Source organism: Pseudomonas farris, from assembly GCF_019145235.1.
In the GTDB taxonomy this organism is placed as follows: domain Bacteria; phylum Pseudomonadota; class Gammaproteobacteria; order Pseudomonadales; family Pseudomonadaceae; genus Aquipseudomonas; species Aquipseudomonas farris.
In genome coordinates this window covers 127,447-150,809 of the sequence record NZ_JAHSTV010000003.1, presented here as the reverse complement: position 1 = coordinate 150,809, position 23,363 = coordinate 127,447, and the positions used below count along the sequence as shown (strand labels likewise).

Here is a 23,363-nt window from a genome sequence, read left to right as displayed (position 1 = left end):
CCTTCTGATGCATTTGAGATTACATAAAATGAATTCATGGAATCCGTCCACAACCGATCGCTACCTCCCGCTGCAAACCAACCTCACCGACTCCCCGCCCCTGATCATCGATACAGAGGCAAACCCTCAGGACATTCTCGAAGCCGCCCTCCAGCGTATCCGAGCCTCCAGTGATCTCCTCAAAACCCTGCACTGCGTTTGCTTCAAACACGGCGACATCGAAGACATCCCCCACATCACCCACGCGGTCTACTTACTGACACAGGACGGCTGCGACCTGCTTAAAGTCGCCCAGCAACGCATGATGGGCTGGAAAGCGCCGGCTTAAAACCACTCTCAGGCAGGCACTGCTCCAGACAAGGGCTGCCTGCCTGATCGACGATCAATGCTGTATCCCCCCCTTTCCAACGTGAGGAGCTGAATCTTGCAAACTATTATTGATTGCGTAGCATATGAGCCACTGTTCAACAATGGACTCGCCTTCATGACAACCGAAACCATCGATCACAGCACCCTCACTCGACTGCTTGAAAACGGTTCGGTAAACAGCGCTCATATCGTCGCAAGACCAGGCGGTTGGTCGATTCAAATCCGATACGGAAGTAAAGAATGCTCGCTGACGGCACAACGCAGTCGTCAAGTGCGCCTATTCAAACGACTTGAAACACTGGTGACTTATCTGCGAGACATGGGCATCAACCACTTCGATGTGGACGCATCGAATTATGATCCGTTCCAATTCAAAACCTACACCCGCCCTGATCGCTCCGAGGCAATGAAACAGGCCCATGAGGCTGCGGCATATGAAGAATGGTTCAAGGAACAGGTACAAAGCAGTGTTGATGATTTGAGACCGAGCGTGAGCGACGAAGAGGCCCGCCGAATATTTGCCGCCAAGCGTGATGCCATACGTCAACGAGCGCGTTGATGAGGTTGGTCTGGCGTCCGATGGCGCTTGATGACCGAAGCAGAATCATGGATCACATCAGTCAGGACAACCCAATCGCAGCTGTTGCCCTCGATGAGATGTTTGAACTGAAGGCAGAGCACGCTCGACAGCGCCCGACTCTTTACAGGAAAGGCATCGTTCCAGGGACACGCGAGATAGTCGTAACCTCAAACTACGTAATGGTCTATCTGATCAGAGACGATTTGGTAGAGATGCTGCGAGTAATGCATGCCAGACAGAAATGGCCCTGAAACGGCTCCGGCACACTATTCATGAGCAAATTAACCTTCAAACAGAAACAAGCGCACTACGAAAAAGTCTGCCGTTCAAACTACTTGGCTAGCCTACGCCTCGCCGGATTTGATACGTCTCCGGCAGACCTTGACGTGCCGCTTCCTACACGAGAAGAAGTGATCGCCAAGTACCGACAAGGAAAACCGACTCAACCTGCCCTCCCCAAGCCAAACGGACGCGCTATGAACCTCGCCCTCAACTTCCCCGACGACCACGCCATGCACCTGCTCATGCAGCTGCTGCACGAAGAACTCGGCCTGCCCGAACGAAATACCATCAGCCTCACCACCTCGATCAACTTTGACCTGGGCTGTGATGGCGCAGACGCGCGGCAGCTGATGGAAGCGCTGGAGGAACAGTTCGCCATTGATTTCGTCGACTACGATGCGTATCGGTATTTTCAGCCGGAAGGGTTTGATGTGTTTCTCAAGCGTCGGGCGAAGGGGCGCGGTGACAAGGTGCCTTTGACCATTGGCATGCTTTACCAAGCGATCAAGGTGCAACGGTGGGATACGCAGGAACTGGAGAACCAATAGGGCAGACGCCACGTCTGGAACGGCTCGCATAAGTGCAATTATTCTGGCGTTATCACCTCAGAAGTGAAGGAATATTAGCTGTATGGCTAGAAAAACAGCGGCACTTCTCCCGCGTATTGCCCGACTGCTTACCGACCTCGGCGAACGCCTAAAACTGGCTCGTTTACGTCGAAGGCTGACAGCTAAACAAGTGGCAGAACGAGCCGGCATGTCTGTCATGACGCTGCGTTCTCTGGAGTCTGGTGGTGCGGGGGTGACAATGGGCGCTTATCTGTCGGTGATGCATGTATTAGGCCTGGAGCAGGACTTGAACAAGGTTGGCGAATCCGATGAAACGGGGCGTCGACTACAAGATGCTCAGTTAAGTCGAACCCCAGGCCCAAAGGCTAAAAAACCCAGGCGCGAACCAAGCACAACTGCCGCCAAAGCAAGCAAACCACACGGCTCTCAGGCAGGTAGCGTTATTCGTAAGTGGTCTCTCAGCGAGAGTGATCTTCGCGACTTCCCGCTGAATACCCACTCACTGTCCGCATTACTGACAAGAAAAAAGAAGCCTTAGCCCAACACATAACGAATGAGGCAGGTTGTTGTGCGCGCATGGGGCTGATGCAGGGGTAAACGCCATCACCGATTACGACACTAATCGCTCTTTGCAGCCCGAAAGCTACGACGTGCACCTCAAGCGCAGGGCGAAAAGACGCGGCGACAACCCCCCATTAACCATCGGGGTCTAGTGGATCAGGACAACAGAAGGGGAATAATTCTGGCTGTTTTGCGTGTTTACTGCGGGAATATTGCCAGTTCTGTCTCGTAGAGAACTGAATCGCGCCCACAAAAAAGCCGCCCAAAGGGCGGCTTTCTCTTACCTCAAACCACTACCAATGCTTACAACTTCGGCCCAGCAGCCTTGATCGCGTCGCTCACGTCGAACTTCTTGAAGTTCTCAACAAACAACCCAGCCAACGCTTTAGCAGCCTCATCGTAAGCAGCCTTGTCAGCCCAGGTGTTACGTGGGTTCAACAGGCCAGTCTCAACGCCCGGTACGACTTTTGGCACGTTGAGGTTGATGATGTCGAGGTGTTCGGTTTCTGCACCGATCAACGCGCCGCTCTGGATCGCTGCAATCACGCCACGAGTGGTCGGGATGTTGAAGCGTTTGCCGACGCCGTAGCCACCGCCGGTCCAGCCGGTGTTGACCAGGTAGACCTTGGAGCCGAAGCCGCGGATGCGTTTGATCAGCAGTTCTGCGTATTCGCCGGCCGGGCGCGGGAAGAATGGTGCGCCGAAGCAGGTGGAGAAGGTCGACTTGATGCCGCTGCCGGAACCCATTTCAGTCGAGCCCACCAGTGCGGTGTAGCCGGACAGGAAGTGGTAGGCCGCTTGTTCTTCGCTGAGGATCGAGACTGGCGGCAGGACGCCGGTCAGGTCGCAGGTCAGGAAGATCACAGCGTTTGGCTCGCCGCCGAGGTTCTTCTCGGAACGCTTCTCGACGTGCTCCAGCGGGTAGGCTGCGCGGCTGTTCTGGGTCAGGCTGCCGTCGGCGTAGTCAGCCTTCTTGGCGTCGTCCAGCACAACGTTTTCCAGGACTGCGCCGTGCTTGATGGCTTTCCAGATGACCGGCTCGTTCTTCTCGGACAGGTCGATGCACTTGGCATAGCAACCGCCTTCGATGTTGAACACCACACCCTCGCCCCAGCCGTGCTCGTCGTCACCGATCAGGTAACGGCTTTCATCGGCAGACAGGGTGGTCTTGCCGGTGCCGGACAAACCGAAGAACAGGGTCACGTCGCCCGCTTCACCGATGTTGGCAGCACAGTGCATTGGCAGCACGTCGGCGGCCGGCAGCAGGAAGTTCTGCACCGAGAACATGGCTTTCTTCATTTCACCGGCGTAGCGCATGCCGGCAATCAGCACTTTCTTCTGGGCGAAGTTGAGGATCACGCAACCATCGGAGTTGGTGCCGTCACGCTCTGGAACGCATTCGAAGTTGGCAACGTTGAGAACTTGCCACTCTTCACGGCCAGCCGGGTTGTACTGGGCCGGGTTGATGAACAGGCAACGACCGAACAGGTTCTGCCAGGCAGTCTGGGTGGTCATCTTCACGGCCAGGTAGTGCTCTTCGGCAGCACCTACGTGCACGTGGGAAACGAAATGCTCTTGCGCGTTGTTGAAGGCCTCGACGCGAGCCCACAGGGCATCGAACTTGTCGGCCGGGAACTTGCGGTTGATCGGGCCCCAGGCGATGGCGTCCTGGGTGGTCGGCTCTTCAACGATGAAACGATCGACTGGCGAACGGCCGGTACGGTGACCGGTGCGAACAACCAGCGCGCCGGTATCGGCAAGCTCGCCTTCACCGCGATTCAGGGCTTCTTTAACCAGATCATCAACACTCAGATCGGTGTACACGGCGTTATTGGCTTGCGTCATGAGGTTCCCCGTCGGCCAGTGGCCGAGTGCTCCAAACGTTTTGTAGTAGAAAGTCGTGCACTACTACCGCGAAAAAAGTGGGCCGGATTATGCCAGAAAAGCCCAAAAAGTGTAGGGCCCTCCCGTCAGAACGGCGTTATTCCGGCGTTAAGCAGTGAATTTACCTGCACTGAAACGTTTTAGTGACGGGTATCTGACGGCGTATCGACCCCTGCACCAGCAAACAATTGGGTGATATCGGCCGCATCGAACAGGTAACGTTCGTTGCAAAACTGGCAATCGATCTCCACGGCGCCACCGTGTTCGATAACGAGTGCCTGGGCATCATCCAGACCCAAACTGACCAACGCATTGCCCGAGCGTTCCCGAGAGCAGCTGCAATGGAAACGTAGGTGCTGCACGTCAAACAGGCGCACCTGTTCTTCATGATAGAGGCGATGGAGCACGGTTTCGTTGTCCAGGCTCAGCAATTCATCGGCCGTCAGCGTGCTGGCCAGGGCGGTGATGTGCTGCCAACTGGCCGCGCGTTCTTCTTCGTCTTTCAGACGGTCGGCAGGCAATTGCTGCAGCAACAGGCCACGGGCACGACGGCCATCGGCGTAGAGCCAGAAGCGCGTGCCGACCTGCTGAGACATGACGAAGTAGTTAGTGAAGCACTCCGAGAGCGTTGCGCCGTCGAGGTCGACGATGCCTTGGTAACGCTGGCCCTGGGTCGGGTCGACGGTCAGCGCCAGGACACCATTGGGCATCAGGTCGGCGAGGGTCGCATCCGGGGCAATCTGGTCGGCTTCGTAACGAGCCAGGCCGCGGATCTCACGCTCGCTGGAGCACTCAATCATCAACAGCGGCACCGGGCCTTCGGAACGGGCCTGCAGAATCAGCAAGCCATCGAACTTCAAGGTGCCAATCAGCAACGCTGCCGCCGCCATCAGCTCGCCCAGCAGTTGCGCGACCGGCTCCGGATAGGCGTGTTTGGCGAGGACTTCGGCATAGCTACGCTCCAACCCAACCAGCTCGCCGCGGGTGTCGCTGTCATCGAAGATGAAGCGTTGGGTGTAGTCGTTATCCGATAGATTGGTCATAGGTCTGGGTATCTGAAAGGGTGACAAAAAAGAAAATCGCGTCATTTCCGCATTATTGAGCGGGCAAAGTTCAGCCGTAAGGGCATTTTATGAACAATCCGGGGTTGTTCCAAGCAAGGTCAAACCTCGGTTTTCGACGAACGGCGTTTTCACTCTGCCGCTGACGAGTACACCCATATGGCTGCGCAGGTGCGCGATTGCAAGTCTGCGCCAGACGACGGTCACTACTCGTCGTTGCTGTTACCGCGAAACTTGAACAGATCCCGACGCTGCTTCTTGCTCGGCTTGCCATCAGTGCTCACGCCCAATGCCCCGGCCTTGCGCATGGCCGCAGCCGCTTCACGTTTGGCAATGCTGGCTTCGGTTTCGGCATACAGGGCCTGAGCCTCCGGCGCACCACGGCGCACGATCGACAGCGCCTGGACTACCACCGTGCGCTCCTCGAAGCCGGTGCGAATCTGAAATTCATCGCCCACCCTCGGCTCCTTGCCTGGCTTGCAGCGCTCGCCCCGGCAATGCACCTTGCCACTCTCAATCGCGGCCTTGGCCAAGGCACGTGTTTTATAAAAACGCGCGGCCCACAACCATTTATCGAGACGGACCTTGTCGTCCTCTTCGCTTTTTTGTGCCATTGGATGACCTCATTCTGAAATATCGATGAACTGTACTACCGTTTCTGTCGTGCCATGAATCACCACGCTGTGGATTAGAATGCAGGCATTCCCCCGCACATTGAGGGATGGAAATTCGGGCAGTAGATATCTGTCGCCTTTTACCCATTATTCTGCGTGAATACCGCGAATTCGGCCGCACGCGGTCTGAGCGGTTTTTGCCGGTTGAGCACTTTTGAAGACATTTGACCATTTGACCGTTATCGGTCTGCGCGAGTGGGTGGCGCTCCCGGATTTGGGAGTCGCGGGCCTTCGGGCAAAAATCGACACCGGCGCCAGCACCTCCAGTTTGCACGCCACCGACATCGAGCCGTTCGAGCGCGATGGGGAACAGTGGGTGCGCTTTACCGCGCACCTGGGCACGGTGGTGCAACTGCGGCACCGGCGCTGCGAAGCCCCGCTGGTAACGAGGAAAACCATTAAAAGCTCCAACGGCCATGCGCAGATGCGCTATGTGGTCAGCACCACCCTGGCCCTCGGTGATCGGGTCTGGCGGGTCGAGTTCACCCTCGCCTGCCGCAAGTCCATGCGATATCGCCTGTTACTCGGTTCCAAAGCCCTGATCGACGGCCAGTTGGTGGTCAATCCGGGCATTAAATATGTACAAGACAAGCCGGTGTTCCCGGTATCTACCTTCTCCACAGGTGTTGCATGAAGATCGCTGTGCTGTCGCGGAACCCGCGTCTGTATTCCACCCGTCGTCTGGTCGAAGCCGGTATGGAGCGTGGCCATGAAATGGTGGTGATCGACACCTTGCGCGCCTACATGAACATTGCCAGTCACAAGCCGCAGATCCACTACCGTGGCAAACCGCTGGAGGGTTTCGATGCAGTGATCCCGCGGATTGGCGCATCGGTAACGTTTTATGGCTGCGCGGTGCTGCGCCAGTTCGAAATGATGGGGGTTTTTCCGCTCAACGAATCGGTAGCCATTGCCCGTTCGCGAGACAAACTGCGTTCACTGCAATTGCTGTCGCGCCGGGGGATCGGTTTGCCGGTCACCGGTTTTGCGCATTCCCCGGATGACATTCCCGACTTGATCGAGATGGTCAACGGCGCACCGCTGGTGATCAAGGTGCTGGAAGGCACTCAGGGCATCGGTGTGGTGCTGTGTGAAACAGCCACGGCGGCAGAATCGGTGATCGAAGCCTTCATGGGCCTGAAGCAGAACATCATGGTTCAGGAATACATCAAGGAAGCCGGCGGCGCGGACATTCGTTGTTTTGTGGTCGGCGACAAGGTGATCGCGGCGATGAAGCGCCAGGCCAAGCCGGGGGAGTTTCGCTCCAACCTGCATCGCGGTGGCAGTGCGAGCCTGATCAAGATCACGCCGGAAGAACGCATGACTGCGTTGCGTGCGGCGAAGGTCATGGGGTTGGCGGTGGCGGGGGTGGATATCCTGCGCTCCAATCATGGACCGCTGGTGATGGAAGTGAACTCGTCGCCAGGGCTTGAAGGGATTGAAACCACCACCGGAAAGAACGTGGCGGGGATCATCATTGAGCATCTGGAGAAGAATGGCGGGCCGAATATGACTCGGACCAAAGGGAAAGGTTGAAGCTGGCAAGGTGATCGTTCCCACGCTCCGCGTGGGAATGCCTCTACGGACGCTCCGCGTTCGGCTCTGGATGGGACGCGGAGCGTCCCGGGCTGCATTCCTTTGCTGCGCGTGGGAACGATCGAGTCAGACAGCATCCCTCGGCAACATCAACCCAAGCGGCAACCGCACCCGCGCTTCCAGCCCACCACCGGACCGGTTGCGCAGCTCGACATTCCCGCCATGCATCGAAGCGATCCGCTTCACGATTGCCAACCCCAACCCCGTCCCCTTCCCGCCCCGGGCACGATCGCCACGGGTGAACGGGTTGAAGATCGCCTCCAGTTCCGACGGATCGATCCCCGCGCCACGGTCCATGACGCTCAGCACCACATACGGTGCACTGGTATCTCCGGACACATAAGCCGCCACTTCGACGCCGCTGCCGGCGTGATGCAGAGCATTGCCGATCAGGTTGTTCAGCAGCCGTTTCATCGACACCCGACGCAACGGGAACGGCTGGATCGGCTCCAGGCGCAAGTGCACTTTCTCTTCGTTCTGGTTGTACGGTGCAGCGACTTCTCGAACCAGCTCGCTCAGGTCCACTTCTTCCACAGACTCGTCACGTCCGTCACGAATGAACGCCAGGAACTGATCCAGAATCGCGTCCATGTCTTCAATGTCGCGGATCATGTCGTCTGTCAGGTCACTGTGATCGCCCATCAGCTCCAGGGACAGCCGCAAACGGGTCAGGGGCGTGCGTAGATCGTGAGAGACCCCGGCCAGCATCAGCTCCCGTTCGCGCCCCGCCTGTTCGACGTCTTCAGCCATTTGGTTGAAGGCGCGATAAACCTCGGTCATCTCGCTCGGTGTATCACTGATCGGCAGGCGCACGCTGCGGCCCTGACCGAGTTGCCTCGCGGCATAGACCAGTCGTTTAAGCGGTTGATTGAGCTGGCTTACGAAGATCCACGCCGAGGCGGTGGACAACAAACCAATGGCGAGGAACCAACCGAGCACGTTCCAGATTTTCTGGCCGCGCAATGGATGCGGGTACAACGGCACTTTCAGCCAGCCATCGCCCAGGCTGGGCGCCCGGACCCACAGCGCCGGCGGTGAGTGCATGCGTAATCGCACTTCGGTGTCGGCACCCAATTCGGCCTGCATCTGTCGCTGGTAGATCTCGCTGTAGGGCCAGTGCTGTTCGCCTTCCGGCACACCGGCACCCACCACCCGGATCAGGGTCGCGGCATCGGCGATCTTCGTGCGGTTCTCTTCGTCGGCGGCCCAATAGGCACGCAGCGTCAGGGCGACGCCGTGGCTGTATTGGCGATCCACCAGCACATCTTCGTTCATCAACAGATAAACCAGGGTCAGCGCCTTGGAGAACAGGACGACGATCAGCACCAGCCACAGGGTGCGGGAGAAGAAGCTCTGGGGGAACCAAACAGGGGTTTTCATGGGTAACCGCTACATACTTGCAGGAGCGAGCGATGCTCGCATATTGCAGATCGCGAGTCTGCGGGAAAGGTCATCTGACCCGTTACCCGCAAGACCCGCTCCTACAAATCACCGATCACTTCGTGGCGGCGCCATCCGGAACGAACACGTAACCCACGCCCCAGACGGTCTGGATATAGCGTGGTTTGGACGGATCGGGTTCGATCATCCGGCGCAGACGGGAAATCTGCACGTCGATGGAACGCTCCAGGGCATCCCACTCGCGGCCACGGGCCAGGTTCATCAGTTTATCGCGGGTCAGTGGCTGACGCGCGTTCATGACCAATGCCTTGAGCACCGCAAACTCACCGGTGGTGAGCATATGCACTTCGTCGCCGCGCTTGAGTTCGCGGGTGGCCAGGGACAGTTCGTAGTCACCGAAGGTCACGCTTTCGTCTTCGCTGCCCGGGGCGCCCGGCACCGGTGCCGCCTGACGACGCAGAACCGCTTTGACCCGAGCCATCAGTTCGTCCGGGTTGAACGGCTTGGCCAGGTAATCGTCGGCGCCCAGTTCCAGGCCCTTGATGCGGCTAAGCTCATCGCCCTTGGCGGTCAGCATGATGATCGGAATCTGATTGTTCGCCGTGCGCAGGCGGCGGCAAGCGGTCAAGCCGTCTTCGCCGGGCAGCATCAGGTCGAGGACGACCAGGTTGAACACTTCACGCGCCAGCAGGCGGTCCATTTGTTCAGTGTTCGGGACGGCGCGGGCGCGGTAGCCCTTGCTGACGAAAAAACGCTCCAGCAGGCTGCTCAGCCCAGGATCGTCGTCAACAATAAGAATTTTTTCGCCTTCAGCAATGTTTGCAGTGCTGCTCATTGGATGCTCCTTTGATCTCGGCGCGCATTATGGCGTAGCTGCCGTTATACGCACCGTGTGCATTGTTAGCAGATTTTTCCTCTACCGCCAGAAAACCGGGCATTGTGCCTACAAACCGCGATACCCCCGAATGGACAGAACGCTGGTTATAATGCGCGGCCTTTTGTGTCAGGCAACGTCTGATCGTTACTGTAAGCAGCCGTTTTTTTTCATGGCGCTGGCAGTAATTGTTCGATTTCACGGGTCAACGGGAAGCCTGTTGGCTCAGGTAGCGGCGCACGCCAGGCCGCTCAACCAGACTCGCCGAGCCCTTATCTCTGCGCCTGCGAGCCTGCTTTCACAATTTGTCAGGTGGTTTTATGGACAGCATCAACAGCCGCATCGCCGAGGAACTCGGCGTCCGCCCACAACAGGTCGAAGCGGCCGTCGCGCTACTCGATGAAGGCTCTACCGTTCCCTTCATCGCCCGCTACCGGAAAGAAGTGACCGGCAGCCTCGATGACATCCAGTTGCGTCATCTGGAAGAGCGTCTGCGCTACCTGCGAGAACTCGACGAACGGCGGATCAGCATCCTCGCCAGCATTCAAGAGCAAGGCAAGCTGACCCCGCAACTCGAACGCGACATCAAACTCGCCGACACCAAGACCCGTCTCGAAGACTTGTACCTGCCGTACAAGCAGAAGCGCCGCACCAAGGGCCAGATCGCCCTGGAAGCCGGCCTCGGCGAGCTGGCCGACGGCCTGTTCAACGACCCGACCCTGAACCCTGAAGCCGAAGCCGCGCGCTTCATCGACGCCGAAAAAGGCGTGGCCGATGTGAAAGCAGCCCTTGAAGGCGCCAAGTACATCCTCATGGAGCGCTTCGCCGAAGACGCTGGCCTGCTGGACAAGTTGCGCAACTATCTCAAGCAGGAAGCCACCCTCAGTGCCCGCGTGATCGCTGGCAAGGAAGAGGAAGGCGCCAAGTTCCGCGACTACTTCGAACACGACGAACCGCTGAAAAGCATGCCATCGCACCGCGCGCTGGCGATTTTCCGTGGCCGCAACGAAGGCATTCTCAGCTCCGCGCTGAAAGTCGGCGATGAACTGCCGGGCACCATGCACCCGTGCGAAGGCATGATCGGCCAGCAATTCGGCATCCAGAACCAGAACCGCGCCGCCGACAAATGGCTGGGCGAAGTGGTGCGCTGGACCTGGAAGGTCAAGCTCTACACCCACCTGGAAACCGACCTGCTGGGCGAACTGCGTGATGGCGCGGAAACCGAAGCGATCAACGTGTTCGCACACAACCTGCACGACTTGCTGCTGTCGGCCCCGGCCGGCCCGCGTGCCACCTTGGGCCTCGACCCGGGCCTGCGCACCGGTTGCAAGGTCGCCGTGGTCGATGCCACCGGCAAGCTGTTGGATCACGCCACGGTTTACCCGCACGTGCCGCACAACAAGTGGGACCAGACCCTCGCCGTGCTCGCCGCCCTGTGCGCCAAGCATTCGGTGGATCTGATCGCCATCGGCAACGGCACCGCCAGCCGTGAAACCGACAAGCTCGCTGCTGAGCTGATCAAAAAATACCCAGCCATGAAGATGACCAAAGTCATGGTCTCCGAGGCCGGCGCATCGGTGTACTCGGCGTCGGAACTGGCCTCCAAGGAATTCCCGGACCTCGACGTGTCGATCCGTGGCGCGGTGTCGATTGCCCGTCGCTTGCAGGATCCGCTGGCTGAGCTGGTGAAGATCGATCCGAAATCCATCGGCGTCGGCCAGTACCAGCACGACGTGTCGCAGCTGAAACTGGCACGCGGCCTGGACGCGGTGGTCGAGGACTGCGTGAACGCCGTGGGCGTCGACGTCAACACCGCCTCCGTGGCGCTGCTGGCGCGTATCTCCGGCCTTAATGCGACCCTGGCGCAAAATATCGTCAGCCACCGCGACGAGCACGGTGCCTTCAAAACCCGTGCGGCGCTGAAAAAAGTCGCGCGTCTGGGTGAAAAAACCTTTGAACAGGCCGCCGGTTTCCTGCGCGTGATGAATGGCGACAACCCATTGGACTCGTCCGCGGTTCACCCGGAAGCCTATCCGCTGGTGCAGCGCATTGCCGCTGAAACCGACCGTGACATTCGCTCGCTGATCGGCGACGCGAGCTTCCTCAAGCGCCTCGATCCGAAGAAGTACACCGACGAAACCTTCGGTCTGCCGACGGTCACCGACATCCTGCAAGAGCTGGAAAAACCCGGTCGCGACCCGCGTCCCGAGTTCAAAACCGCCGAGTTCCAGGAAGGCGTCGAAGACCTCAAGGACTTGCAACTGGGGATGATCCTCGAAGGCGTGGTCACCAACGTGACCAACTTCGGCGCCTTCGTCGACATCGGCGTGCATCAGGACGGTTTGGTACACATTTCCGCGCTGTCGGAGAAGTTCATCAAGGATCCGCGCGAAGCGGTGAAGGCCGGTGATGTAGTCAAGGTGAAGGTCATGGAAGTCGACATCCCGCGCAAACGCGTTGGCCTGTCGATGCGCATGAGCGACACCCCGGGCGAGAAGATCGACGGTGCTCGCGGTGCGCGTCCAGGTTCGGCACCACGCCAATCCCAGAACACCGCACCGCGCAAGGAAACCACGGCAGCAGCCCCGGCCAACAACGCCATGGCCTCGCTGTTCGCTAACGCCAAACAGTTGAAAAAACGCTGATGGAGATCCCGGTCGGCTTGACCGAAAGCGCGTTTTTCAAGCTGCTGGGGTGTCGCTTGCACAGTCTGGAAACCGGGGTGGCGCAAGTCGCCCTGGCGCTTGAGCCAGAACTGCGCAATCGCGGCGGCAAGCTGCACGGCGGCGCTTTGTTCAGTCTGGTGGACATTGCCATGGGGCTGGCCTGTTCCAGCACCCACGGCTTTGACCAGCAGAGCGCAACCATCGAGTGCAAGATCAACTACATCCGCGCCGTCGCCGACGGTGAAGTGATGTGCACGGCACGGGTGATCCATCCGGGCCGCCGCACGCTGGTGGTTGAAGCCGACGTGATGCAAGGCGACAAACTCGTCGCAAAAGCACAAGGCACGTTCGCTGTCCTGTAGCCCCCCATCATCAATTTGAGTTAATTTCGGCGCTGTGACTGCAGCGTCGGAGTTTTCTGTGGGAGCGGGCTTGCTCGCGAAGGCGGTGTGTCAGGCAACTTCAATGTTGACGGACACGCCCTCTTCGCGAGCAAGCCCGCTCCCACAGGGGATTGCGGCGATCAATCCCTGGCTGGCTGACAGCAGGCCAGTGCGGCCCGAAAACCAGGCGAAAACGCCAGTTTTAACTTCACCCTTGTAGACCGTCTTGCCCACCCCCATATTGGGGCGACTGACGCGTGAAGGAATCCAACTTGAGCGAACTTCTCAACCGCCGCCTGGCTCTGCTTGGCGAGCGCGCTAACCTCTCTCTGCTCGAACAGTGCCTTCACGGCATCGAACGTGAATGCCTGCGCGTGACAGGCGAAGGGCGCCTGGCGCAAACGCCGCACCCTGAAGCATTGGGTTCCGCGCTGACCAATGAACAAATCACCACTGACTATTCCGAGTCGCTGCTGGAGTTCATCACGCCAGCCCTGCCAGACCCGGCAGATACCCTGGCGAGCCTCGATAAGATCCATCGGTTTGCCTACAGCAAGCTCGGTAATGAGTACCTGTGGAGTCCATCGATGCCGTGCCCGTTGCCGGCCGAGGAAGACATCCCGATCGCTTATTACGGCACCTCCAACATCGGTCAGCTTAAGTATGTCTATCGCAAGGGTCTGGCCCTGCGTTACGGCAAGACCATGCAGTGCATCGCCGGGATCCACTACAACTTTTCCCTGCCGGAAAAGCTCTGGCCGCTGCTTAAAGAGGCCGAAGGCTTTGTCGGCACCGATCGCGATTATCAATCGTCGGCCTACATCGCGCTGATCCGCAACTTCCGTCGCTACAGCTGGCTGCTGATGTACCTGTTCGGCGCCTCGCCTGCGCTGGACGCCGGTTTCCTGCGCGGTCGTTCGCATCAACTGGAACAGCTGGACCCGGACACGTTGTACCTGCCGTACGCCACCAGCCTGCGCATGAGCGATCTGGGTTACCAGAGCAACGCCCAAGCCGGCCTGACGCCGTGCTACAACGATCTGACCAGCTACACCGACAGCCTGCGCAAAGCCGTGGCCACGCCTTACCCGCCATACGTCGAGATCGGTACGCACCAGGACGGTGAGTGGGTTCAGCTCAACACCAACATCCTGCAGATCGAAAACGAGTACTACTCCAACATCCGCCCGAAACGCGTGACCTACACCGGCGAGCGGCCGATCCAGGCGTTGGTGGCCCGTGGCATTCAATACGTTGAAGTGCGCTGCCTGGACATCAACCCGTTCCTGCCGATGGGCATCGACCTCACCGAGTCGCGGTTCCTTGATGCGTTCCTGTTGTATTGCGCGCTGAACGACAGCCCGCTGCTGACCAGCACCAGCTGTGGCAATGCGACGTCGAACTTCCTCAGCGTGGTCAAGGAAGGTCGTCGTCCGGGCCTGCAGTTGCAACGCGACGGGCACCTGGTAGACCTGAAGGAATGGGCCGGCGAATTGCTGGAAAAAATTGCGCCATTGGCGGCGTTGCTGGATCAAAGCCATGGCGGCGATGCTCACAGCAAGGCGCTGGACGCACAACTGGCCAAGGTCAAGGACTCGTCCCTGACGCCATCGGCTCAGGTGTTGGCGGCGATGGCCGAGCACAAGGAAAGCTTTGCTCAGTTCTCCTTGCGTCAGAGTCAGGTGCACGCAGAGTTTTTCCGCAGCGAGCCGCTTTCAAGCGAAGAACAGGCTAAATTTGAAGAACGGGCGCGCTCGTCGCTGGCTCAGCAGGTAGAGCTGGAACAGAACGAAGTCGGCGATTTCGATGTGTTTGTCGGGTCGTATCAGGCGAGTATTCTGGCGATCAGCAACTAAACTGCCAGAGCAGGTCCCCTCTGTGGCGAGGGGGCTTGCCCCCGTTGGACTGCACAGCAGTCCCAAAACCGACACACGCAATATTTCGGATAAACCGAGTCGCCTGCATTACGACTGCTTCGCAGCCGAACGGGGCGATGCGGCGGTCCGACAAGCCCCCTCGCCACAACGGCCTCTCTTAGAATTTTCCGCTCATAAGGTAATTCGAAAAAGTTATTTATTTTCGGATTCTTATATCATTTAGTCTCCTTTTCACGCCGACTCTCGGTCGCCTGACAAGGAGCTTCCCGATGAAACTGACTTCCCCTCTTCGCCTTCTGGCCGCCGCGTTTCTGGCTTCGGCGAGTTTCCTGGCTCAGGCGGCAGATGTGACCGTCGCCTACCAGACCACCGTTGACCCGGCCAAAGTCGCCCAGGCTGACGGCACCTACGAAAAAGCCACCAACGCCAATATCGACTGGCGCAAATTCGACAACGGCGCCGACATCATTGCCGCCATCGCGTCTGGCGATGTGCAGATCGGCTACCTCGGTTCCAGCCCCCTGACGGCGGCAATCACCCGCAAAGTCCCGGTAGAAACCTTTCTCATCGCCACCCAGATCGGCGCCGCCGAAGCGCTGGTCGCTCGCGACGGTTCCGGGATCAAGACCCCGCAAGACCTGATCGGCAAGAAAATTGCCGTACCGTTTGTTTCCACCGGCCACTACAGCCTGTTGGCCGCGCTGAAACACTGGAACATCGACCCATCGAAAGTCACCGTGCTCAACCTCGCGCCGCCGGCGATTATCGCTGCATGGAAACGCGGTGATATCGACGCCACCTACGTCTGGGACCCAGCGCTCGGCGTGGCCAAGGAAAACGGCAAAGTGCTGATCACCTCGGGCGAACTGGCCAAATTCGGCGCACCGACTTTCGATGCCTGGATCGTGCGTAAGGATTTCGCCCAGAAGCACCCGGAAATCGTCACCGCGTTCGCCAAAGTGACCCTCGATGCCTACGCCGACTACCGCAAAGACCCGAAAGCCTGGCTCGCCAACCAAAGCAATGTCGACAAACTGGTGAAGCTCTCCGGTGCCAAGGCCAGCGACATTCCATTGCTGCTGCAAGGCAACGTCTTCCCGCTCGCGGCTGATCAGGTGATCACCCTCGGCGCGCCGACCACCAAGGCCATCACCGACACTGCGGTATTCCTCAAGGAACAGGGCAAGGTCGAGGCCGTGCTGCCGGACTACGCGCCGTACGTCAGCGCCAAATACATCACCAATTGATCGGGAGTTAACCGCGATGGCTTTGCTACAGCTGGAGCGCATCTGCGCACAGTACCCAGGCAGCACGGAACCTGTGCTGGCGGATATTTCCCTGAGTCTGGGGCCCCAGCAGTTGCTGGTCGCCCTCGGCCCGTCCGGCAGTGGCAAGACCTCGCTGTTGAACCTGATTGCCGGTTTCGTCGAGCCCACTGCCGGGCGCATCACCCTTGACGGCGTGCCAGTCAAAGGCCCGAGCGCCGAGCGCGGCGTGGTGTTCCAGGACGACGCCCTGTTGCCTTGGCAGGACGTGCTGGCCAACGTCGGCTTCGGTCTGGAACTGGCTGGCGTCCCCCGGGACAAACGCGAAATCCGCGCCCGGGAAATGCTCGCGCTGGTGGACCTTTCCGGTTTCGAAAATCGCCGAATCTGGCAGCTCTCGGGCGGGCAGAAGCAACGTGTTGGCCTCGCTCGCGCCCTCGCAGCAGACCCTCGGGTTTTGCTGATGGATGAACCCTTCGGTGCCCTCGATGCCTTCACCCGCGAACAGATGCAGGAGCTGTTGCTGCAGGTCTGGCAACGCACCGCCAAACCGGTGTTCCTGATTACCCACGACATTGAAGAAGCGGTGTTCCTCGCCACGGATCTGATTTTGCTGGCGCCCAACCCCGGGCAAATCGTCGAGCGTCTGAGCCTGGACTTCGGTCAGCGTTACGCCGCTGGCGAATCGGCGCGGGCAATCAAATCCGACCCGCGCTTTATCAAAACCCGCGAACACGTGCTCGCCAAAGTGTTTTCCCAACGCAGTGCCGTCCAGCGGCAGGAGCGCGCATGAGCACCTATGAAATTCCCGCCGCGACGGTGAAGTCGAGTTCGACGGTCATTCCGCTGCGTCGCAGTTTGAACACGCGCTGGATCAGCGTGCTGACCCTGATCGCATTGTTGGCGATCTGGTGGGCCGTCACGGCCACTGGTTTGATCGAACCGCTGTTCCTGCCGCCACCCTCCGCCGTGCTGCAAAAAGGTTGGCTGCTGGTGACCACCGGCTACATGGATTCGACCTTGTGGCAGCACTTGGGCGCGAGCCTCAGCCGTATTGGCCTGGGCTTGGGCTTCGCGGTGCTGACCGCCGTGCCGGTGGGTATCGCCATCGGCCACAACCGTATCGCTCGCGGCATTCTTGATCCGCTGATCGAGTTCTATCGCCCGATTCCGCCGCTGGCTTATCTGCCGCTGATCGTGATCTGGTGCGGCATCGGTGAATTGTCGAAAGTCTTGTTGATCTACCTGGCGATCTTCGCCCCGATCGCGATTGCCACCGCCACTGGCGTGCGCACCGTCGACCCGGCCAAATTGCGCGCCGCGCAGTCGCTGGGCGCGACTCGGGCGCAGTTGATTCGGTACGTGATTTTGCCCAGTGCCTTGCCAGACATTTTGACCGGTGTGCGAATTGGTCTGGGTGTGGGTTGGTCGACGCTGGTGGCCGCCGAGTTGATCGCCGCCACCAGCGGTTTGGGCTTTATGGTGCAATCGGCCGCGCAATTCCTGGTTACCGATGTGGTGGTGCTGGGGATTCTGGTGATCGCATTGATCGCATTCGCCATGGAAATGGGCCTGCGTGCCCTGCAACGCAAACTGGTGCCATGGCACGGCCAGGCTCACTGAATATTCATTGTGGGAGCGGGCTTGCTCGCGAAAGCTGTCCAGCATTCAACATCTAAGTTGACTGACACGGCCTCTTCGCGAGCAAGCCCGCTCCCACAAACAGCTCGACGCCCCAGATTGAAGAGAACCACCATGAGTAACCTGACAATCGTCCCTTTAAGCTCCGCCCTAGGCGCGCAAATCAGCGGCATCGACATCAGCCAGGCGCTGAACCTGGAACAACGCGACGCCATCGAACAAGCGCTGCTCAAGCATCAAGTGCTGTTCTTCCGCGACCAGCCGATCGAGCCGCAACAGCAAGCGCGATTCGCCGCCTATTTCGGCGACCTGCATATTCATCCGATCTACCCGAACGTGCCGGAACAGCCGGAAGTGCTGATCCTCGACACTGCCGTCACCGACGTGCGGGACAACGCGATCTGGCACACCGACGTGACCTTCCTGCCGACCCCGGCCATGGGCGCAGTGCTCAGCGCCAAACTGCTGCCGGAATTTGGCGGTGACACGCTGTGGGCCAGTGGTATTGCGGCGTATGAAGCACTGTCCGCACCGATGAAAACTCTGCTCGAAGGGTTGACCGCCACTCACGATTTCACCCGATCGTTCCCGCTGGAGCGCTATGGCAATACACCGGAAGCCTTGGCCCAGTGGGAAGAAGCCCGGCGCAAGAACCCGCCGCTGTCGCACCCAGTGATTCGCACGCACCCGGTGAGCGGGCGCCGGTCGCTGTTCGTCAATGAGGGGTTCACGTCGAAGATCAATGAGCTGTCGGAAACGGAAAGCGAGGTGATTCTGAAATTCTTGTTCGCCTACACCACACGACCGGAGTTCACCATCCGTTGGCGCTGGCAGAAAGACGACATTGCGTTCTGGGACAATCGCGTGACCCAGCATCACGCGGTGGATGATTACCGCCCGGCGCGGCGGGTGATGCAGCGGGCGACGGTGTTGGGGGATGTGCCTTTCTTTCGGTGAGCACCCAGCTTCTTCAGTGGCTATGAGGGCCTCTTCGCGAGCAAGCCCGCTCCCACAGGTGATCGCATTCTTATTTAAGGACTCGGTCTAATGTGGGAGCGGGCTTGCTCGCGAACGCTATGTGACAGGCGCCAGAATATCCAGCGCCGAACACTTATTCAGCCGTCGAAGGCTTTTCCCACAAATTGACACCACCCTCCTGGGCAAACCGGTCAATCTCCGCCAACTCTTCCACGCTAAAACTCAGGTTCTTCAACGCCCCGACGTTCTCGATAATCTGCTCAGGCCGGCTCGCGCCAATCAGCGCCGAGGTCACCCGTGGGTCGCGCAGGGTCCAGGCCAGCGCCAACTGCGCCAGGCTCTGACCGCGGCGTTTGGCGATTTCATTAAGCGCCCGCACATGGGCGATGTTGGCTTCGGACAGGTGCGACGCCTGCAACGAACCACCGCCCGGACGATTGACCCGCGCATCCGCTGGCACGCCATTGAGGTACTTGTCGGTCAACAGCCCCTGAGCCAATGGCGTGAAGGCGATCACGCCGGTACCGAGTTCATCGGTGGTGTCCAGCAGGTCCTTTTCCACCCAGCGATTCAGCAGGTTGTAGGCCGGTTGATGAATCAGCAACGGCACTTTCCACTCTTTCAGCAACCCGGCGATTTCACGGGTTTTCACCCCGGAATAGGACGAGATGCCGATGTACAGCGCCTTGCCCCGCTGCACCGCGGTGGCCAGTGCGCTGGCGGTTTCTTCAAGCGGCGTGTCCGGGTCGAAGCGATGGGAATAGAAAATGTCTACGTAGTCGAGGCCCAGGCGCTGCAGGCTCTGGTCGAGGCTGGCCAGCACGTATTTGCGCGAACCACCGCCCTGACCGTAAGGGCCGGCCCACATATCCCAACCGGCCTTGCTGGAGATGATCAACTCGTCGCGGTACTGCTTGAAGTCTTCACGCAGCAAACGACCGAAGTTGATCTCGGCGCTGCCGTACGGCGGGCCGTAGTTGTTGGCCAGGTCGAAGTGGTTGATGCCCAGGTCAAACGCCGTGCGCAGCAACGAGCGCTGGGTGTCGATTGGCGTGCTGTCGCCGAAGTTGTGCCACAAGCCCAGGGACAGTGCCGGCAGCACCAACCCACTGCGGCCTACACGGCGGTAAGGGATGGAATCGTAGCGGCTTTCGGAAGCGGTGTATGTCATCGAATCCTCTCTTGTCTGACTTGAATGTGGTATCGACTGCTCTGCAAGTTGCCCAGCATACGCTTGGACAAACGCCGATAAACCTCGGACTCGAGAAAATGCTGAAACGTTTCACAGATTATTAAATCTGACCCAGCGCATAGAGCCGATATCCACTCCCAACGTTTACGCCGTCAACTCACGCAACGCGGCAGCCGCCAAAAAACCAGATCTTGAGCTGTATCGCTGATCTCGTCTGACCGTCTGGTCGATACGCTCAAGCAATTGCTCTGGGAGCGTGGCATTGAAGCGCACCGACTTGCCGAAGTAAGGCGTGATATCGAAGTCGACCACACCCCATACACCGCCAGCGTAATCAGAGTTATCAAGATGAGCGTCAATCTCACGCACCTGCGGCAGTGGATCACCATCGGCGACCAAGCCTTCATAGTGCAAAGCCAACGCTTCTTTCACGTTTTCAAATGCCTGCGCCACAGTAGCGCCCGCAGAGAAACAACCCGGCACGTCCGGGATAATCACTCCGTATTCTGAGTCGGCATCCTTGTGCAGAACGACCGGGAATTTCATTTCGATGAGTCCTTCCTGTGATGTGGCCCCTTCGAGGCTCTCGTTTCCGATGTCGGGTCTCATTTCAGACCCGCCTGTTTCAATATGCTGTTGATCGTCCCTTTTGGGAGATCCGAATCAGGGTGCTTTATCGTCACCCTGCCTGACTTGCACGAATGCTTGTACTGATGGTGGCTACCTTTCACGGCCACCAGATATCAGCCATCCTCCTCGATCATCCTGATCATTTCCCGACTTCGCATCACCTTCGTCCTTGTGGGCAGCATCTGCTGAGCACATTACGTGATGATCACATCTTTAATACACACGACACACATTGTGATAAATATTAGCCGAACTCAAGCAAGCCAGATTGCCCGCGGACCATCGGTTATCGGGCCTTTGCAAACCCCTCCCCCAACCAGTCCACAAACACCCGAACCCGTGGCGACATGTGTTTGTTATGGGGATACAACACGGAACTTGCCCGGCTACGCGGTGGGCCGGATTCGGCTTGGGTGAATGGTGGGTTGGTTTAAGCGCAGCGGTGCCTATGCTCAATAAGTAGCAAGGACACCGAGGTGACCCCATCGCGAGCAGGCTCGCTCCCACAGATGACCGAGCTCTCATTCAGCAACGCGGTTGAATGTGGGAGCGAGCCTGCTCGCGATGGCTGCCTCAAAAGCAATGCATACCTGAAGGGTGGACTCACCATGCACACAGCAATCATCATCTTCTTCGGCCTGGTCCTGCTGGCGCTGATGCTGTTCATCGGCGAGAAAATCGGTTTCCCCCGCCAGACCCTGGCCTTCAGCTTTGTCGTGCTGTGGCTGGCGTTGACCTTGATCAACGGCGCGGTCGGCATGGTCAACGCCGGCCAGCCGTTGAGCACCGAACTGGTAGTGGGTAGCGCGGTGTTCGGCGTGCCGGTGGCGGCGCTGGTGTTGTTCATGGCGATGAGCACTGACGCCTGACAAGACGTCAGCGCCACCCGCGTAGATCAACGCACCAAGTGCAGGAACTGCATGTGCCGTTCGTACTGGTCGAGGATGTCGTTGATGACCTGCTCCTTGGTGTAGCCCACCAGATCGTAATCCTGACTACCCTCTCTCAAATGCACTTCGGCCCGGTGGTAGCGGCGGTTGTTGAGTTGCTTGGAACCCATGCCGCCACGGGCGAAGGACGGCGTGAAGTAACCGCGCATCTGCACCTGATAGATGAACGGATGCAGTTCGCCGTGACCGATCTCCAGGCTGACGTTGTCATTGGCCGGATCAGGCTGAGCGACCACGTGCAGACCCTTCTCGACGAACACTGCGGTCACGTCCTCAATCGCCGGGCGCACCGTGGTATCGAGGAAGCGATAGACCTCATCCCGAGACGGGAAATGCACCGCCTGACTCAAGCGCTGACGCCATCCACCGCGCCGTGATCCGGACACCGGAGCGAGGGAATGCAGTTGTGCGATTTGCTTCTGCGATTCCAGATAAAACGCCTTGTGCAGCCCCCACATCATCAGCAGCAAAATCATCGAGAACGGTAACGAGGTGAGCACCACCGCTGACTTCAATGCGTCGATGCTGCCGGAGAACAGCAGCGCGCTGGTCACCAACGCCGTCATCGCGCCCCAGAACACTCGCAGCCATTTCGGCCCGTCTTCATCCGGGTTACCACCCTTGGCGGACAACGTCGACAGGACCACGGTGCCGGAGTCGGCGGAGGTCACGAAGAATACGAAGCTGATGAACACCGTGACCGCAATCACGGTTTTGCTCCACGGATAGGTTTCCAGCAGCAGGTACAGGGTCATCGACGGGTTGTCGATGGCCGACATGCCGAGCGCGCTCATGCCGTGGTTGAGGACCTGGTCGATGGCGCTGTTGCCGAAGATCGACATCCACGCCAGGGTGAAACCGAGCGGGATCAGCAGCACGCCGAAGACGAATTCACGGATGGTCCGGCCACGGGAAATCCGCGCGATGAACAGGCCCACGAACGGCGACCATGCAATCCACCAGGCCCAGTAGAACACCGTCCAGCCGCCCAGCCAGTCACTGGGTTTGTCATAGGCGTAGAGGTCGAAACTTTTCATCGGCAAGGCGCCGAGGTAGTCGCCGATGTTCTGGATCAGCGTATTGAGCAGGTGCTGGGTGGGGCCAGCGAACAACACAAACAGCAACAGCGCACAGGCCAGCAGCATGTTGATGTCGGACATCACTCGCACGCCTTTATCGACGCCGGACACCGCGACGATGATCGCAGCGCCCATCATCAGCGTGATCAGGCCGACCTGAATCCACTGGGTGTGGGCGATGCCGAACAGGTAGTCCAGGCCCGAGTTGAGGTGCAATACGCCAAAGCCCATATCCGCGCCGAGGCCGAACACCGTGGCGATGATGCCGAAGCCGTCCACCGCGTAACCGATGGGGCCGTTGATGCGCTTGCCGATCAGCGGGTACAGCGCCGAACGCAGGGCCAGCGGCAGGTTATGTCGATAGGCGAAATAGGCCAGCGCCATGCCGACAAAGGCGAACACGCCCCAGCCGTGCAGGCCCCAGTGCAGAAACAGAATCTGCATCGCCTGACGCGCCGCATCCGCCGTGCCGGCCTCGCCTTGCGGCGGTTGCGCCAGGTGAGTCAGCGGTTCGGACACGCAAAAGAAAAACAGCGTGATGCTGATCCCGGCGGCGAACAGCATGCCGGCCCAGGACAGGTAGCTGAATTCGGGCTCGTCGTGGTCGGCACCGAGCTTGATCTTGCCGTAGCCAGACAAGGCGGTGACCACCACGAAGACCAGATACAGCGTCATCGCGAGCATGTAGTACCAGCCGACCGTATTGGCCGCCCAGTTTTGCGCTTGCAACAGCCAGGCACCGGCCTGTTCGGGAATCGCCATGACGACAACGGCGAACAGCAAAATAAAGGTCGCCGCGAAATAAAACACCGGCGGATTCATGCGGACCTGGCCGCTTGCGGGGGTGGACG

24 protein-coding genes and 2 pseudogenes are annotated in these 23,363 nt (G+C 59.1%); 16 read left to right on the top strand and 10 right to left on the bottom strand.

The window, feature by feature from the left end; genetic code table 11:
• The first annotated feature begins 28 nt into the window (after positions 1-28).
• From KVG95_RS06960 to KVG95_RS06935, 6 genes and pseudogenes are all read left to right on the top strand, one after another.
• Positions 29-328, top strand: coding sequence for a hypothetical protein (locus KVG95_RS06960; protein ID WP_217855182.1), 300 nt, complete (start codon positions 29-31; stop codon positions 326-328).
• 96 nt (positions 329-424) lie between these two features.
• Positions 425-928 carry a ParC-related protein gene (locus tag KVG95_RS06955; RefSeq protein WP_367616726.1) on the top strand — a complete coding sequence of 168 codons (504 nt, stop codon included), beginning with the start codon at positions 425-427 and terminating at the stop codon, positions 926-928.
• Positions 928-1,200, top strand: a complete 273-nt coding sequence (locus tag KVG95_RS06950; protein ID WP_217855180.1) for a type II toxin-antitoxin system RelE/ParE family toxin — start codon at positions 928-930, stop codon at positions 1,198-1,200. Before KVG95_RS06955 ends, KVG95_RS06950 begins: the two co-directional genes overlap by 1 nt.
• Before the next feature lie 21 nt (positions 1,201-1,221).
• Positions 1,222-1,368, top strand: a pseudogene (locus KVG95_RS06945) (YhfG family protein); the annotation flags it as partial.
• A gap of 57 nt (positions 1,369-1,425) precedes the next feature.
• Positions 1,426-1,779 carry a DUF1493 family protein gene (locus KVG95_RS06940; protein ID WP_217855805.1) on the top strand — a complete coding sequence of 118 codons (354 nt, stop codon included), beginning with the start codon at positions 1,426-1,428 and terminating at the stop codon, positions 1,777-1,779.
• An 82-nt stretch (positions 1,780-1,861) separates the two neighbouring features.
• Entirely contained in the window at positions 1,862-2,338 is a 477-nt protein-coding gene (locus KVG95_RS06935) for a helix-turn-helix domain-containing protein (protein WP_217855178.1), read from the top strand.
• Positions 2,339-2,664: 326 nt separating this feature from the next.
• On the opposite strand, the gene KVG95_RS06930 is transcribed toward KVG95_RS06935, so the two are convergent.
• From KVG95_RS06930 to KVG95_RS06920, 3 genes are all read right to left on the bottom strand, one after another.
• A complete protein-coding gene (locus KVG95_RS06930) occupies positions 2,665-4,206 on the bottom strand; it encodes a phosphoenolpyruvate carboxykinase (protein ID WP_217855176.1) in 1,542 nt (513 codons plus the stop codon).
• A gap of 179 nt (positions 4,207-4,385) precedes the next feature.
• A complete protein-coding gene (gene hslO / locus KVG95_RS06925) occupies positions 4,386-5,288 on the bottom strand; it encodes an Hsp33 family molecular chaperone HslO (RefSeq protein WP_217855174.1) in 903 nt (300 codons plus the stop codon).
• A 224-nt stretch (positions 5,289-5,512) separates the two neighbouring features.
• Positions 5,513-5,920 carry an RNA-binding S4 domain-containing protein gene (locus KVG95_RS06920; RefSeq protein WP_007903079.1) on the bottom strand — a complete coding sequence of 136 codons (408 nt, stop codon included), beginning with the start codon at positions 5,918-5,920 and terminating at the stop codon, positions 5,513-5,515.
• A gap of 214 nt (positions 5,921-6,134) precedes the next feature.
• Between KVG95_RS06920 and rimB the strand changes: the two genes are divergently transcribed.
• Both rimB and rimK read left to right on the top strand, forming a co-directional pair.
• A complete protein-coding gene (gene rimB / locus KVG95_RS06915; protein WP_007903080.1) occupies positions 6,135-6,614 on the top strand; it encodes a retropepsin-like aspartic endopeptidase RimB in 480 nt (159 codons plus the stop codon).
• Positions 6,611-7,516: a 30S ribosomal protein S6--L-glutamate ligase gene (gene rimK, locus KVG95_RS06910; protein WP_008005189.1), complete on the top strand. Its 906-nt coding sequence runs from the start codon at positions 6,611-6,613 to the stop codon at positions 7,514-7,516. Before rimB ends, rimK begins: the two co-directional genes overlap by 4 nt.
• A gap of 126 nt (positions 7,517-7,642) precedes the next feature.
• Here rimK and KVG95_RS06905 read toward each other — a convergent pair whose 3' ends face one another.
• Entirely contained in the window at positions 7,643-8,956 is a 1,314-nt protein-coding gene (locus tag KVG95_RS06905) for an ATP-binding protein (RefSeq protein WP_052962882.1), read from the bottom strand.
• Positions 8,957-9,071: 115 nt separating this feature from the next.
• Positions 9,072-9,812, bottom strand: a complete 741-nt coding sequence (gene ompR, locus KVG95_RS06900; protein WP_007903084.1) for an osmolarity response regulator transcription factor OmpR — start codon at positions 9,810-9,812, stop codon at positions 9,072-9,074.
• Positions 9,813-10,171: 359 nt separating this feature from the next.
• Here ompR and KVG95_RS06895 point away from each other — a divergent pair, with 359 nt between their 5' ends.
• From KVG95_RS06895 to tauD, 7 genes are all read left to right on the top strand, one after another.
• On the top strand, positions 10,172-12,496 hold the full coding sequence (locus KVG95_RS06895; protein ID WP_008076563.1) for a Tex family protein: 2,325 nt from the start codon (positions 10,172-10,174) through the stop codon (positions 12,494-12,496).
• On the top strand, positions 12,496-12,879 hold the full coding sequence (locus KVG95_RS06890; RefSeq protein WP_050681815.1) for a PaaI family thioesterase: 384 nt from the start codon (positions 12,496-12,498) through the stop codon (positions 12,877-12,879). Before KVG95_RS06895 ends, KVG95_RS06890 begins: the two co-directional genes overlap by 1 nt.
• Positions 12,880-13,172: 293 nt before the next feature.
• Entirely contained in the window at positions 13,173-14,756 is a 1,584-nt protein-coding gene (gene gshA, locus KVG95_RS06885) for a glutamate--cysteine ligase (RefSeq protein WP_217855172.1), read from the top strand.
• A gap of 290 nt (positions 14,757-15,046) precedes the next feature.
• Positions 15,047-16,024, top strand: a complete 978-nt coding sequence (gene tauA, locus KVG95_RS06880; protein ID WP_217855170.1) for a taurine ABC transporter substrate-binding protein — start codon at positions 15,047-15,049, stop codon at positions 16,022-16,024.
• A gap of 16 nt (positions 16,025-16,040) precedes the next feature.
• Positions 16,041-16,835, top strand: coding sequence for a taurine ABC transporter ATP-binding subunit (gene tauB / locus KVG95_RS06875; protein WP_217855168.1), 795 nt, complete (start codon positions 16,041-16,043; stop codon positions 16,833-16,835).
• On the top strand, positions 16,832-17,665 hold the full coding sequence (gene tauC / locus KVG95_RS06870; protein WP_217855166.1) for a taurine ABC transporter permease TauC: 834 nt from the start codon (positions 16,832-16,834) through the stop codon (positions 17,663-17,665). Before tauB ends, tauC begins: the two co-directional genes overlap by 4 nt.
• A gap of 132 nt (positions 17,666-17,797) precedes the next feature.
• The gene (tauD, locus tag KVG95_RS06865; protein WP_217855164.1) at positions 17,798-18,640 is read left to right on the top strand and encodes a taurine dioxygenase; all 843 of its coding nucleotides are present in this window, start codon (positions 17,798-17,800) and stop codon (positions 18,638-18,640) included.
• A gap of 154 nt (positions 18,641-18,794) precedes the next feature.
• Here the strand turns inward: tauD and mgrA are convergent, their stop codons facing one another.
• The 4 genes and pseudogenes from mgrA to KVG95_RS30305 form a co-directional block, all read right to left on the bottom strand.
• Positions 18,795-19,832 carry an L-glyceraldehyde 3-phosphate reductase gene (gene mgrA / locus KVG95_RS06860; protein WP_217855162.1) on the bottom strand — a complete coding sequence of 346 codons (1,038 nt, stop codon included), beginning with the start codon at positions 19,830-19,832 and terminating at the stop codon, positions 18,795-18,797.
• Between the two features lie 165 nt (positions 19,833-19,997).
• On the bottom strand, positions 19,998-20,462 hold the full coding sequence (locus tag KVG95_RS06855; protein WP_217855160.1) for a type II toxin-antitoxin system HicB family antitoxin: 465 nt from the start codon (positions 20,460-20,462) through the stop codon (positions 19,998-20,000).
• A complete protein-coding gene (locus KVG95_RS06850) occupies positions 20,459-20,593 on the bottom strand; it encodes a type II toxin-antitoxin system HicA family toxin (RefSeq protein ID WP_225922951.1) in 135 nt (44 codons plus the stop codon). The genes KVG95_RS06855 and KVG95_RS06850 overlap by 4 nt, the downstream gene beginning before the upstream one ends.
• A 176-nt stretch (positions 20,594-20,769) precedes the next feature.
• Positions 20,770-20,880: pseudogene (locus KVG95_RS30305) on the bottom strand (LysR family transcriptional regulator); the annotation flags it as partial.
• 211 nt (positions 20,881-21,091) lie between these two features.
• On the opposite strand from KVG95_RS30305, the gene KVG95_RS06845 reads away from it, so the two are divergent.
• Positions 21,092-21,352 (top strand): hypothetical protein, encoded by a 261-nt coding sequence (locus KVG95_RS06845; protein ID WP_123721735.1) that lies wholly within the window; start codon positions 21,092-21,094, stop codon positions 21,350-21,352.
• Positions 21,353-21,378: 26 nt separating this feature from the next.
• Here KVG95_RS06845 and betT read toward each other — a convergent pair whose 3' ends face one another.
• Positions 21,379-23,334, bottom strand: coding sequence for a choline transporter BetT (gene betT, locus KVG95_RS06840; protein ID WP_185047081.1), 1,956 nt, complete (start codon positions 23,332-23,334; stop codon positions 21,379-21,381).
• Positions 23,335-23,363: the final 29 nt, after the last annotated feature.